General features: G+C 71.9%; 12 protein-coding genes. 9 read left to right on the forward strand and 3 right to left on the reverse strand.

Translation table 11 applies throughout. The features are described 5' to 3' along the window. Nucleotides 1-90: 90 nt before the first annotated feature. Both ACFYVL_RS34230 and ACFYVL_RS34235 read left to right on the forward strand, forming a co-directional pair. Nucleotides 91-1,281: an AI-2E family transporter gene (locus tag ACFYVL_RS34230; RefSeq protein WP_389251941.1), complete on the forward strand. Its 1,191-nt coding sequence runs from the start codon at nucleotides 91-93 to the stop codon at nucleotides 1,279-1,281. Between the two features lie 47 nt (nucleotides 1,282-1,328). Next, the gene (locus ACFYVL_RS34235) at nucleotides 1,329-1,748 is read left to right on the forward strand and encodes a hypothetical protein (RefSeq protein WP_389251943.1); all 420 of its coding nucleotides are present in this window, start codon (nucleotides 1,329-1,331) and stop codon (nucleotides 1,746-1,748) included. A gap of 259 nt (nucleotides 1,749-2,007) precedes the next feature. On the opposite strand, the gene ACFYVL_RS34240 is transcribed toward ACFYVL_RS34235, so the two are convergent. Continuing rightward, nucleotides 2,008-3,189 carry a nuclear transport factor 2 family protein gene (locus ACFYVL_RS34240; protein WP_389251945.1) on the reverse strand — a complete coding sequence of 394 codons (1,182 nt, stop codon included), beginning with the start codon at nucleotides 3,187-3,189 and terminating at the stop codon, nucleotides 2,008-2,010. A gap of 95 nt (nucleotides 3,190-3,284) precedes the next feature. On the opposite strand from ACFYVL_RS34240, the gene ACFYVL_RS34245 reads away from it, so the two are divergent. The 4 genes from ACFYVL_RS34245 (at nucleotide 3,285) to ACFYVL_RS34260 (ending at nucleotide 8,687) form a co-directional block, all read left to right on the forward strand. Beyond that, entirely contained in the window at nucleotides 3,285-4,229 is a 945-nt protein-coding gene (locus tag ACFYVL_RS34245; protein WP_389251947.1) for a LysR family transcriptional regulator, read from the forward strand. A gap of 159 nt (nucleotides 4,230-4,388) precedes the next feature. Continuing rightward, the gene (locus ACFYVL_RS34250; protein ID WP_389251949.1) at nucleotides 4,389-6,335 is read left to right on the forward strand and encodes a beta-glucoside-specific PTS transporter subunit IIABC; all 1,947 of its coding nucleotides are present in this window, start codon (nucleotides 4,389-4,391) and stop codon (nucleotides 6,333-6,335) included. Then, entirely contained in the window at nucleotides 6,322-7,776 is a 1,455-nt protein-coding gene (locus ACFYVL_RS34255) for a glycoside hydrolase family 1 protein (RefSeq protein ID WP_389251951.1), read from the forward strand. The genes ACFYVL_RS34250 and ACFYVL_RS34255 overlap by 14 nt, the downstream gene beginning before the upstream one ends. 74 nt (nucleotides 7,777-7,850) lie before the next feature. Next, the gene (locus tag ACFYVL_RS34260; RefSeq protein WP_389251953.1) at nucleotides 7,851-8,687 is read left to right on the forward strand and encodes a PRD domain-containing protein; all 837 of its coding nucleotides are present in this window, start codon (nucleotides 7,851-7,853) and stop codon (nucleotides 8,685-8,687) included. Between the two features lie 34 nt (nucleotides 8,688-8,721). Here the strand turns inward: ACFYVL_RS34260 and ACFYVL_RS34265 are convergent, their stop codons facing one another. Beyond that, nucleotides 8,722-9,561 carry an SDR family oxidoreductase gene (locus ACFYVL_RS34265; RefSeq protein WP_389251955.1) on the reverse strand — a complete coding sequence of 280 codons (840 nt, stop codon included), beginning with the start codon at nucleotides 9,559-9,561 and terminating at the stop codon, nucleotides 8,722-8,724. Nucleotides 9,562-9,652: 91 nt separating this feature from the next. Here ACFYVL_RS34265 and ACFYVL_RS34270 point away from each other — a divergent pair, with 91 nt between their 5' ends. Then, nucleotides 9,653-10,024: a winged helix-turn-helix transcriptional regulator gene (locus tag ACFYVL_RS34270; RefSeq protein ID WP_389251957.1), complete on the forward strand. Its 372-nt coding sequence runs from the start codon at nucleotides 9,653-9,655 to the stop codon at nucleotides 10,022-10,024. Between the two features lie 65 nt (nucleotides 10,025-10,089). Here ACFYVL_RS34270 and ACFYVL_RS34275 read toward each other — a convergent pair whose 3' ends face one another. Then, complete coding sequence (locus tag ACFYVL_RS34275; RefSeq protein ID WP_389251960.1) at nucleotides 10,090-11,103, reverse strand: M20/M25/M40 family metallo-hydrolase; 1,014 nt, start codon at nucleotides 11,101-11,103, stop codon at nucleotides 10,090-10,092. Between the two features lie 225 nt (nucleotides 11,104-11,328). Between ACFYVL_RS34275 and ACFYVL_RS34280 the strand changes: the two genes are divergently transcribed. Both ACFYVL_RS34280 and ACFYVL_RS34285 read left to right on the forward strand, forming a co-directional pair. After that, complete coding sequence (locus tag ACFYVL_RS34280) at nucleotides 11,329-12,285, forward strand: hypothetical protein (protein ID WP_389251962.1); 957 nt, start codon at nucleotides 11,329-11,331, stop codon at nucleotides 12,283-12,285. 122 nt (nucleotides 12,286-12,407) lie between these two features. Next, the gene (locus tag ACFYVL_RS34285; RefSeq protein WP_389251964.1) at nucleotides 12,408-12,614 is read left to right on the forward strand and encodes a hypothetical protein; all 207 of its coding nucleotides are present in this window, start codon (nucleotides 12,408-12,410) and stop codon (nucleotides 12,612-12,614) included. Nucleotides 12,615-12,658: the final 44 nt, after the last annotated feature.

Below are 12,658 nucleotides of genomic sequence, written 5' to 3' on the forward strand. Positions count from 1 at the left end.
GTGCGGGCGCGCAGAAGCCTGTGAAACAGTTGAACTCAGGTCAACTCCGGGTCGGCCCTCCGAAGTTATGACCGGACCCCGGCTGGCAGAATGTCCGGCATGTTGAGTTCTGCGAAATCTGCGACCGCGCTTCGGCGCTCGGCGCGCATATCCATCGACGTACTGCTGGTCCTCGCGATGGCCACGGCGGCCCTGTGGGTGCTGGGCCAGATGTGGTCGGTGGTCTGGCCGGTCGTCGTGGGCCTCTTCCTCACCACCCTCACCTGGCCGACGGTCCGGTTCCTGCGCAGGCACGGCTGGCGGCCCGCACTGGCCGCCTCCCTGGTGACCGTGGTCTTCCTGCTGCTCCTCGCGGGCATCGTGGCACTGATCGCGGTGCCCGTCGCCTCCCAGTCCGGACAGCTGGCCGACGGCGTGGTCGCCGGACTCCAGCAGCTCCGCGAATGGGCCTCGGGGCCGCCGCTGAACATCGGCGACGACCAGATCACCGGCGTCCTCGACTCGGCCGTCGAGCGCATCCAGAACAGTGCGGGCACCATGGTCACCGCCTTCGGCACGGGCGTGAGCACCGTGGTGAACAGCCTGGTCACCGCGGTCCTCGCGTTCTTCCTGATGTTCTTCTTCCTCAAGGACGGCCCGCGCTTCCTGCCGTGGCTCACCCGCCAGCTGCCCGGCCGGTTCGCCACCGACGTCCCCGTGGTGGCCACCCGCTGCTGGGCGACGCTGGGCACCTTCGTGCGCTCCCAGGCGCTGGTCGGTCTGCTGGACGCGGTGTTCATCGGCATCGGCCTGTGGGTCCTCGACGTGCCCCTGGTGCTGCCGCTGGCGGTGCTCACCTTCGTCTCCGCGTTCGTGCCGATCGTGGGCGCCTTCTTCGCGGGCTTCGTCGCGGTGCTCATCGCCTGGGTGTCGAACGGTCCGACGGACGCGCTCATCGTGCTCGCGATCATCGTCGTGGTGCAGCAGCTGGAGGGCAACGTCTTCCAGCCCATGATCCAGAGCCGTGGGCTCGGCCTGCACGCGGCGGTCGTCCTGATGGTCGTGGTGCTGGGCGGCAGCCTGGCCGGAGTGGTCGGCAGCCTCCTCGCCGTACCGGCCGCCGCGCTGATCGGGGTCGTCTGGAACTACGTACGTTCCCAGCTCGTCGAACCCACCGGCCCCACCGGTTCCGCGGACCCTGCGCCACCGTCGGACCAGCAGCCCCGGGACCCGGCGGAGGGCTCCGGCAAGGGCCGTGTCGCGGCGGCCGATTCCGGTGCGGGGGCACTTCCCGGCGCATAGGGGCGGGGCTAGTGTCGGAGCCCGGAGTCCTCCCGAATACGGCGGTGATGACGATGCAGACCCGCGAACTGTTCGACAGCCTGACACCCCGCTCCGACCACCTCGACAACGAGACCGTCGCGCGCGCGGTCGACGCGCTGCTGGAGTGCGAGCAGGCCTCCGCCGTCTGCGCGCGCGGCATGCTCGCGCACGAGGCGGCGGGCGAGCTGGAAGCGGCGATCAACCGGGACCTGGACTGCGCGGACGTCGCCGCGGCGACGCGGCGGGTGCTCGCCCGGGGCAGCGACCCCGAACCGGCGGTGCTCACCGCGCAGTTGGAGGCGTGCGTGCTGGCCTGCGAGCGCAGCTTCCAGGCGTGCAACCAGCACGCGCGGAACCACGCGCACTGCCGGATCTGCTCGGAGGTGACCGCCCAGGCCGGCGCGGCCTGCCAGCAGGCGATCGAGGCCCTGCGCAAGGCGTCCTGACACCCGGCACGCGGACACCTGACGCGCGGACACCTGACGCGCGGACCCCCGACACCTGGCCCGGGGCCGCACGGCCGCCCCCGGGCCGCTCGTCGGCCGACGCGTCGGCGGACCGCCCTGGACGGCGACCGGTACGGGGCCGCCTTCGCTCGGGGTGCGGCGATGTCCCTGGAGGACGTACTCCGACGGGAGAAGCGAGCCTCCTCGCCCGGTGGTTCGCGAGGGGCAACTCCCTTGGAGCGGGCGGCCGTTCCGGGGCTCAGGTGTGCCGGTGGTACGCCTTGTTCGCGATGCGCCACCGGTCGTCGGCGCGTACCAGCAGGAACACGTCGGTGAAGGTGTCCGCGCCGTGCGCGAGCGTCATGGTGGCGGTCGCGACCGTGCCGTGGACGTCGACGGAGTCGATGCGGCGGGCGCGCGCCGGCTCGTCCGGGGCGGGCCGGCCCGGGAAGAGGCCGCAGTACTCCTCCAGGTGCCAGGAGAGGAAGGCGCCGTCCCGGAGCCCCTCGATGCGGGCACCGGGCAGGAACGCCTCCCGGAAGTGGGCGGGGTCGCCGGTGGCGTGGCCGCGGATGTAGGCGCGGAGCGGTGCGAGTACGGCGTCCGCCACGGCGGGGGCGGTGGCCGCGACGGCGATGTCGGCGTGGGCGGGGTTCGTCGCGGAGGCGCCGGTCGCGGCAAGGGGCGCCTCCAGGCCCGTCGCGCTGCGCAACGGGACGGGCGAGGCGGCGGCCAGCAGCGCCATGTCCTTGGCCAGTGCGCCGAGGGTGAAGTCGGCCTCGGCGGGGGCCGGACCGCCGTCGAGGAAGGGCCGCTTGTGGGCCACCAGCCCGCCGAGCCGGCCGAGTTCGAGGACGTCCAGGACCTGCGCACGCGGCAGGCCGAGGGCGTCGGCCTGCCGCAGGGCGTCGCGCAGCGCGAGGACGGCGCCGCTGAGGCTGTTGTTGGCGATCAGCTTGAGGGCGGCGGCGGTACGGGAGTCGTCCGCCCGGTGGACGGTGCCCAGGGTCTCCAGCACCGGCCGCAGCCGGGCGAGTACGTCCCCGTCGGCGGCGGCCAGTATCCGCAGCGTGCCCGAGGCGGCGGCCGGTACCGAGCCGAGCACGGGCGCGTGGACGTAGCGAGGACCGAACTCTCCCGCCAGCGAGGCTGCTTCGGCGGGGGCGATGGTGCTGGTGTTGAGTACCAGGGTGTCGGCCCGGAGCGAGTCGCGGACGCGGTCGAGGACGTGCCGGCAGGCCGGGCCGTCGAACAGGGCCAGGATCACGAGGTCGGCGTCGGCGACGGCCTTCCCCGGGTCGTCCGTCGTGCGGATGCCGCCGGACGCGCGCCCCGAGCGGGTCCAGCCGACGACGTCCCGGCCCTGTGAGGCCAGCCGTGCCGCTATCGCGCCGCCCATGCGCCCCAGTCCGAGGACGGCGGTCGTACGTGGTGAGGTCATGCGGGCCACACTGGTGCACCCCGAGAGCTGCGACAAGCGCAGATGTGGCATACCAGCCCTGCGCATCACGCATACCTGCGAGGCATACTGCCGCCATGGATCTGACTGTCTGGCGGACCTTCGTGACCGTGTGCCGTCTCGGGTCGCTGTCGGCGGCGGCGGCCGAGCTGCACCACACGCAGTCGGCCGTCTCCCGGCAGATCGCCGGGCTGGAGGGGCAGCTCGGCGTGCCCCTGGTGGAGCGCCACGCGCGCGGGGTGCGGCCGACGGCGGCGGGCGAGGTGTTCCGGCGGCACGCCCTGGTCACGCTCCACGAGGCGGACCGCGCCGTACGTGCGGTACGGGACGTGCGCGACGGGGTGTCCGACCGGCCGCTGTCCGTCGGAGCGACGCCGTCCCTCGCCGCGGGCATCGTCCCCGAGGCGGTCCGCGTCCTGCTGGAGCGGACCGGCCCCGTCCGGTGGAGCCTGTTCCCGGCCCTCAGCGCACAGCTCCACGAGCGGGTGGCGGCCGGTGATCTCGACGTCGCCGTGGTCACCGACGCCCCGCCCGGACTGGTCGCCGACCCGCGCGTGGACCGGAGGTTCCTGGGGCTGGACGAGATGGTCGTCGTACTGCCCCTCGGCCACGACCTGGCCGGGCGGGGACCGGTCCCGGTCGGGGAGCTGGCGGACCGGACCTGGGCGGAGGACAACGACGGATCGGCGGCGCTGCTGCGCCAGCACGCTGCCCGCGCCGGCGTCGCGGTCCGCATCGACCTGACCGCCGCCGATCTGCCCGGCAAGCTGGCCCTGGTCGCCACCGGTCACGCCATCGCGCTGATCCCCCGGGCTCTGACGCGCGCCCTGCGGGCCGACGTGACCACCGTCGGCCTGGTGGATCCGCCGGCCCGCGGCATCTACGCGATCACACCGCGCCGGGACCCCCACCCCCGTACCGCGCCCCTGCTCGAACTCCTCGCCGCGGCCTTCGACCGGCCCCGAGTGGGGGAGCACCGGGAGGCCGACGTACGGGGCGGGGAGAGCCGGGCGACCGGCTGACCAGAGTTGACCGTTTTTGAAGGAATCTGGCAGGATCTTTATAGGACATGTGACTGGTAGTGCAGGCAGGATCCGCCGCTGAATGCGTTCAGCGACGGGTCCTTTTTTTATTGCCCGCACACCCCCGGCCACGTGTTCCCCGATCTACGAGGAGAGCACATGGACGTGAACGGGAGCGCGAGAGCGATTCTCGAAGCGGTCGGTGGTGCCGGCAACGTCACGGCGTTGCAGCACTGTTCGACTCGGCTTCGTTTCAGCCTCGCCGACACCGGTGCCGCGGACGTCGACCGCCTGCGGGCGGTGCCCTGCGTGCTGGGTGTCGTCACCGGCCCGCAGACCCAGATCATCATCGGCAGCAAGGTGATCGAGGTCCACCGGGCCCTCACGAAGCTGACCGACACGGGTCAGGACTCCGCGACCGCCGAGGGCGGCGGCCGGGCGGACGGGACCCGCGAGCGGTGGAGCGGCAAGCGCGTCGGCCGGGTCGTCATGGACTTCGTCGTCAGCGTCTTCACCCCCGTCGTGCCCGCCATCGCGGGCGCGGGCGTGCTCAAGTCGCTGCTCGTGCTGTGCGGTGTGCTCGGCTGGATGGACAAGGAGGGCCAGAACTACCTCCTGCTGGCCGCCATTCCGGACGCGGTGTTCGCCTTCCTGCCGCTGCTCGTCGCCTACACCACGGCGAAGAAGCTCAACGTCAACCGCCCGGTCGCGATCAGCGCGGTCGGCGTACTGCTCTTCCCCGCGTTCACCGCACTCATCGCCCGCGACGGCGGAGTGTCCCTGTTCGGCGTCCCGGTCACCAACATCGGCTACAGCTCGCAGGTCTTCCCGGCCATCCTCAGCGTCCTGCTGCTCTGGGCAGTGGAACGGGCCTTCCAGCGCATCACACCCGGCCCGATCCGCGTGTTCTTCGTACCGATGATGTGCTTCCTGATCGTCGTGCCCGTCACGATGGTGGCGCTCGGCCCGCTCGGCTACGGCCTCGGCACCCTGCTGACCTCGGCGATGCTCTGGATGCACCAGACGCTCGGCTGGGTCGCCGTGGCCCTGCTCGCCGCACTGCTGCCCTTCGTGATCTCGGTCGGCATGCACAAGGCGTTCCTGCCGCCCACCCTCAACCAGGTCGGCGCCACCGGAGCGGAGTCGCTGTACCTCCCCGCGTCCCTCGCGCACAACCTCAGCGAATGCGGCGCCACCCTCGGGGTCGCGCTCCGCACCAAGCGCGCCGCACTGCGCGCCACATCGGTGTCGGCCAGCGTCTCCGCGCTGTTCGGCATCACCGAACCGGCCCTCTACGGCGTCACCCTCCAGAACCGCCGCACGATGGTCGCCGTCGTCGCCGGATCGCTCAGCGGCGGCGCCTACGTCGGACTCACCCACGTCTCCGCGCACGCCGTCGTCGGCCCGGGACTTGCCAGCATGTCGATGTTCGCCAACGACGACGCGCCGATGAACATCGTCAACGCCTTCATCGGCTTCGGCATCGCCTTCGCGGTCTCCTTCCTGGTCTCGCTGCTGACCTGGAAGGACTCCACCGCCCCTGACCCCGGAGCGGCGGCCGGCACCGACACCGCCCAGCAGGCGCCCCAGGGCGGCGACCTCCTCGTCGCCCCCATGAGCGGCACCGCGATCCCCCTCGCCGAGGTCGACGACCCGGTCTTCAGCAGCGGAACCCTGGGCGAGGGCATCGCCATCGTGCCCGCCTCCGGCCGCGTCCTGGCCCCCGTCGGCGGCACGGTCACCTCGCTGCTGCCCTCGCGGCACGCCATCGGCATCACCACCGACTCCGGCGCCGAAGTGCTCGTGCACATCGGGGTCGACACCGTGAAGCTCGCCGGCGAGCACTTCACCGCACACATCGCCCAGGGCGACCGGGTCGAGGCCGGCCGGCACGTGCTGGACGTCGACCTCGACGCGGTACGCGCCGCCGGCTACGACACCACGACCCCGGTCGTCGTGGTCAACGCCGCGCAGTTCTCCGTGGCCGACCTCGCGGCGGGCCCGATCGAGACGGGCGCGCCCCTCGCCACCGTACGCACCCGGGACGCCCACGAGCAGAGCGCTCGGGGCACCGAGAAGAAGGAGCTGACCCATGGCACTGCCTGACGGATTCCGCTGGGGCGGCGCACTCGCCGCCAACCAGGTCGAAGGAGCGTGGAAGGAAGGCGGACGCGGCCCGGCGGTCTCCGACGTCGCGACGTACAAGCCGCACACGGACCCCACCGAGTACGCGGCGCACCACGTCGTCACGAAGGCGGGCGTCGAGAAGGCCGCCGCCGACCAGGACGACACCTACTACCCCAAGCGGCGCGGCATCGACTTCTACCACCGCTACCCCGAGGACCTCGCGCTCTTCGCCGAGATGGGCTTCACGACCCTGCGCGTCTCGATCTCCTGGACCCGCCTGTTCCCCACCGGCGAGGAGACGGAACCCAACGAGGAGGGCGTCGCCCACTACGAGGCGATGTTCCGGGAGATGCGCAGGCTCGGGATCGAACCGCTCGTCACGCTCTCCCACTACGACCCCCCGCTCGCCCTCGCCCTGAAGCACAACGGCTGGGTCGAGCGGCGCACGATCGAACTGTTCGAGCGGTTCGCGGCCGTCTGCTTCGCGCGCTTCGGCGCGTACGTGAAGTCCTGGATCACCTTCAACGAGATCGACGGCATCCTGCGCCACCCCTTCACCTCCGGGGCGATCATCCCGGACACGATTCCCCAGGACGAGCTGGAGCAGGCCTGCTACACGGCGCTGCACCACCAGTTCGTGGCCGGCGCGTCGGTCACCAGGATGCTGCGCGACATGGTGCCCGACGCCCGGATGGGCTGCATGCTCACCATGCTGACCACCTACCCGAACACCTGTCACCCCGACGACGTCGCCGCCACCCAGCTCAAGGAGCGGATGCTCTACCTGTGCACCGACGTGCAGGCGGGCGGCGCGTACCCCCGGCTGGCCCTGCGGGCCCTGGAGCGGCGGGGCATCACGATCCCGTTCCGGGACGGCGACCGCGAACTGCTCGCCGAGCACACCGCGGACTTCATCTCCTTCAGCTACTACATGTCGATGACGGAGTCCGTGCGCCCCGACGCGGAGCGCACCCCCGGCAACACCGTCCTCGGGGTGAAGAACCCGTTCCTGCCGTCGAGCGAGTGGGGCTGGCAGATCGACCCCGTCGGCCTGCGCATCTCGCTGATCTCCCTGTACGACCGCTACGGGAAACCGCTGTTCATCGTCGAGAACGGCCTGGGCATGCGCGACGAGCTCACCGCCGACGGCCATGTCCACGACCCCTACCGCATCGACTACTTCCGGGCGCACTTCGAGCAGCTGATCCAGGCCGTGGACGAGGGCGTGGACCTGCTCGGATACGTCAGCTGGGCACCCATCGACCTGGTGAGCGCCTCGACCTCGCAGATGTCGAAGCGGTACGGGTTCGTCTACGTCGACCAGGACGACATGGGCGGCGGCACGCTGCGCCGCGTCCGCAAGGACTCCTTCACCTGGTACAAGAAGGTCATCGCGTCGAACGGCGCCGACCTTTCATGAGGGGCCGCGCCGTGGCCCCGCAGGCCCGCGGGGCCGCGGCGGCCGGACCGCGTCAGGAACACGAGGGTGACGAAGTGGCGTCCCACACCATCAAGAAGGTGCTCAACTCCAGTGTGGTGCTCGTCGAGGACGAGCGCGGCGTCGAACGGGTGCTGCTCGGCAAGGGCATCGGCTACGGCCGCAAGCCCGGCGAGAGCGTGCCCGCCGACGCCCCCGACCGGGTCTTCGTCGAACTCGCCGACGCCGACCACCACACCCTCGTCGACCTCCTCTCCGCGATCCCGCCCGGCTACCTGGAGATCACCAGGGAGACCGTCGGGTTCGCGGCCGAGCAGGGCATCGCACTCGACCCGCACATCTACCTCGCCCTCACCGACCACCTCCACTTCGCGGTCGCCCGCGCCCGGCAGGGACTGCTGGTCGTCAACCGCTTCGCCTGGGAGATGCGCGCGCTCTACCCGCGGCACTGGGCGGTCGGCCTGCGTACCGTCGGCCTGCTGCGCGAACGCCTCGACGCCGAACTGCCCGAGGACGAGGCCGCGAACATCGCCTTCCACCTGGTCAACGCGGAGGCCGGACCGGCGGCCGTCGACCCGCTGCGCGTCGTCGGCCTGATCAACGCCATCACCCAGATCGTCACCCACACCACCACCGCCCGGTTCGACGACGACAGCCTGCACCGGGCCCGGTTCATCAGCCACCTCCAGTACTTCGCCGAACGCTTCTTCACCGGGCACCTGCTCACCAGCGACGACGACTTCCTGTACCAGCAGCTCGGCGAGCGCTACCCGCGTGCCGTGGCGGCGGCGGAACGCGTCGGCTCGTACATCGAGCAGGAGTACGGCGATCCCCTCCCCAAGGAGGAGATCGCCTACCTCGCGCTCCATGTGGCCAGGGCGGCACCGGAGTGAACCGGGCGCCCCGGCCGCACGGGCGCCACCGGGCTCAGCGGAACGCGTCGACGTTGCGGGCGGCCCACTCGGCGAAGGTGCGCGGGTCCCTGCCGAGCACCTTCCGCACGTCCGGGGAGACCCGCGTCTCGGCCGGGGCCGGCGACCCGAGGATGTCCAGGGTGTCCTCGGCGAGTTCCCTCGGCATGCTCCGCGCCATGGCCGCCGCGGCCTCCTCGCGCGACAGGTCGTGGAACCGGACCGGCGAACCGAGCGCGTCCGCGATGTCCGCCGCCTGCCGGCGGGGCGATATCACCTGCGGGCCGGTCAGTTCGTAGACGCCGCCGCTGTGCCGGTCGTCCAGCAGACAGGCGGCCGCGACGTCGGCGATGTCCGCCGGGTCGACGAGCGGCACGCCCACGTCGCCGAAGGGGGCGGCGACGGTCCGCCGCGTACGGACGGATTCCGCCCACCACAGGGCGTTGGAGGCGAATCCGCCCGGCCGCAGGACGGCCCAGTCCAGGCCGGAGCGCCGCAGTTCGTCCTCCACCGCGCGCACCGCGATCCGCGTCGCGCCGAACGGCCTGGTCGCCACGCCCTGGGAGGACAGCAGCACGATCCGCCGGACGCCTGCCGCAGCGGCCCGGCGGATGATCCCCGCCGGGTCGGCCCCGGCGGAGTGCAGGTCGCCCGGCAGCAGCAGGAAGAGGGCCTTCGCCCCCGTGAGGACCGGCTCAAGCCCGTCCGGTACGGCCAGGTCCGCCGTCACGTGGCGTACCCCTTCGGGCACCGCGGCCGGGTGCCGCGACACCGCCGTCACCTGCTGTCCCGCCCCGGCCAGCACCCGCGTCAGCGGTCGGCCCACATTGCCGGTCGCCCCGGTCACCACGATCATGGTCAGCTCCTCGTTCGATGTGCCGTGTGACCGTGACGCTAGGAGCCGCACTAACTTCTGGTAAGTACATACCTCTGGGTAAGCTCCTCACATGACAGAAGGTCAGCAGCTCACACGGACCGTGCCCCAGCCGCGGTATGAGGTGTTTCACACGGACTGCCCGGCGCGCGGCGTGCTCGACCACGTGACGAGCAAGTGGGGCGTCTGGGTGCTGATCGCCCTGCGGGGCGGTGACCTCCGCTTCCACGAACTGCGCGAGAGCATCCGGGGCATCAGCGAGAAGATGCTCGCGCAGAGCCTGCGCGCACTGGTCCGGGACGATCTGGTCTGGCGGCAGGTCGAGCCGACGACACCGCCCCAAGTCACCTACGGTCTGACCGAGTTCGGCCGGGACGTCGGCGGGCCGCTGACGGATCTGCTGGACCGGGTCACCCGGCGCCTGCCGCCGCCCGGTACGCCGTAGCGCGGCAGCGGCAGCGGCAGCGGTGGCGGGCCTTCGGGGCGGCGCCGGAGCCCCGGAGTGCGGCGCTACGCGGCGAGTTCGGTCAGGGCGCGGTGGGCGGCCCGCAGGTTCTTCTCCAGTACGCCCTCGTCGATGTTGTCGCGGCCGTCGCACGCCTGGTGGTAGCACGGCGCGAACAGCAGGACGCCGTCCTTGGTGACGGGCTGTTCGTTGAGCATCACGATGCCGCCGACGGGCACGCCCGGCAGCTTCAGCTGGAAGGGGTAGCTGTCGGTGCTCGCCGCGGTCGTCAGATCCGGTTCGGGCGTGGCCCCCTGGGCGCGGTAGGCGGACTCCAGAACCTTCTGGATCCTGTCCGAGCCGGCCGGGAACCTGAGCTCGTCGAACACCGGGCGTACCTGCTCCGGCAGGCGCCCCAGCGACTCCTTGCGGGCGTCGAGGATGCCGTAGTGCCCGCCCTTGGTCGCGGTCATGTCGAAGTTCACGTACCCGACAAGCCTGGACGCCTCCGCGGGGGCCAGCTTCGAGACATGGGCCAGCGATCCCGCGAGGCCCTGCTCCTCCGCACCCCAGAAGGCGAACCGCACGGTGCGGGCCGGCCTGCTGTCCGCCCGGGACATCGCCTCGGCGGCGGCCACCAGGACCGCCACCCCGGAGCCGTTGTCGTTGATGCCGGGCCCGGCGTCCACGCTGTCCAGATGGGCTCCGGCCATGAGCACCTTGTCCGGTGCGGTGCCGGGGAGTTCGGCCAGCAGATTGGCCGTTCTGCGCCCGCTGCCCGGGACGGTGAACTCCTCGACGCGGGTGGTCAGTCCCGCCTTCTCCAGACGTTCCCGGACCAGTTTCAGGCTGGCGTCGAACCCGGGCCTGCCGGAGGCGCGGTTGCCCCCGTTGTCGTCCGCCGCCTTCTGGAGCGCGTCCAGGACGCCGATCGCGTCCGCCGTGCGTACCGCCGGGGCGGGCCCCGCACCGCTGCTCCGCACCGAGCCGGCGGGGCTCGGGGAGGTGGTGCCACCGCACCCGGCCAGCAGCACACCCACGGCCAGAGTGGACCCAAAAGCAAGATATGTCCGATTCATGGGGCGATGCTAGCGGGGTCGGCCTCGTGACTCTTCCGTGAAGCACCGTCACCACCGTGACACACGTGGCGGAGAACCGTGCATGGTGCACCCGTCGTCCTTGTCGGGACCGGATCCCCCGCACGGAAGGCTGGCTCCATGCCCCCACAGCACGACGACCGCACGGCGCCAAGGACGGGCGGCGGCGCGGAACGCGGAGATACGGAACGCGGAGATACGGAACGCGTGGGTGCGGAACGCGGCGAGGCACGAGGCGGAACCCTCGCCACCGCGTTCGCCGCGCTGAAGCGGCACCGGGGGACAGTGGCACGGGCCACGGGACGCGTCGTCGGACTGTCCGCACTGACCGGACTGCTGATGACGGTCGCCGTGTTCGCGCTCGCCTGGCCCGTGTTCACCCGGATGCGCGACGAACGCATCCGCTACCGGCAGCTTGAGGACCCCTACCTGCACGACACCACCGGCCTGCTCCTGGTCGCCCTCTGCGCGCTCCCGCTCTTCCTGCTCCTTATGGGCACCGGCGGCGCGGCCCTCCAGACGGTGTGCTCGCGCGCCGTCGCGGCCCGGAAGCCCGAGGGCCCCGCACGGCGGCGACAGGTGCTCACCGTGTACGCGCTGCGCGGGCTGGCCGTATGGTCACCACCGCTGCTCGTCGGCTTCGTGGCGCACAGCCTCACCGGCTACCAGCTCGACACCCCGCTGCCCCTGGAGCGCGGATCGCTGCCCTACACGCTTGTCGAGGCATCACCGGTGGCGGCCGTGGGCGTCGCCGTACTGCTGCGCCTCTCGCTCTCCCTCGCCCCGGCCGCCGCTGCCGCCGGCCTGGGCCCCCGCGCGGCGCTCCGCAGCTCCTGGGCGCTGACGCGGTCGCGCGCCGGAGCGGCCGGGGTGCTCGCCCTGGCGCTGCCGCTGGCGGCGCTCACCGCCGGAGCGCTCCGGCTGGTGACCCAGCTCGCCCTGCCGCTGCGCCCGCTCGTCCGGGGCCTCGTCGAACAGGCCACGGGCAACTTCTTCGCCGCGTACTACGCCGGAATCCTCGCGCCCGTCATGATCGGAATCGTGGTCTCCGCCGCCCTGGCGCTGCCCCTCGCCTGCACGGCCTTCGCGTCCCTCGACGACAGGCTGCGTTCGCCAGGGACCCCGCCCGGGGGCATGGTGGAGACGAAGGCCGTCCGCGTCTGAGCGGCGAGCCGCGAGCACGGGCGCAGGTGAGCACGGGCGCACGGGCGGTCCGTACCGCCTCGGCGGTGCCGGGCCTCGATCCGAAGCCGTGGCCGTGCCCGCCTCGAAGCAAGGAGCATGCGATGAGTCACCGGATTGTCGCCGAGCGAATCCCCGAGAGTGGCGTCCTGAAGGAATGGCACATGGCTCGCGGGGACCAGGAACAGGCCATGTGTGGGAGGGACCTCGTCGCGAACGCCGAGGAGATGTCCGAAGACGCCTGGGGAACGGAACGCGCCAGGCCGTTCTGCCACACGTGCGGAGCCATCTATCTCCGCGAGGTGCCGTAAACGTTTCCGCCGGTGCGGAGGATCGAGCGGATTCCCTTTCTGTG

Origin of the sequence: Streptomyces sp. NPDC004111 (genome assembly GCF_042874215.1) — a bacterium.
Lineage (GTDB): Bacteria > Actinomycetota > Actinomycetes > Streptomycetales > Streptomycetaceae > Streptomyces.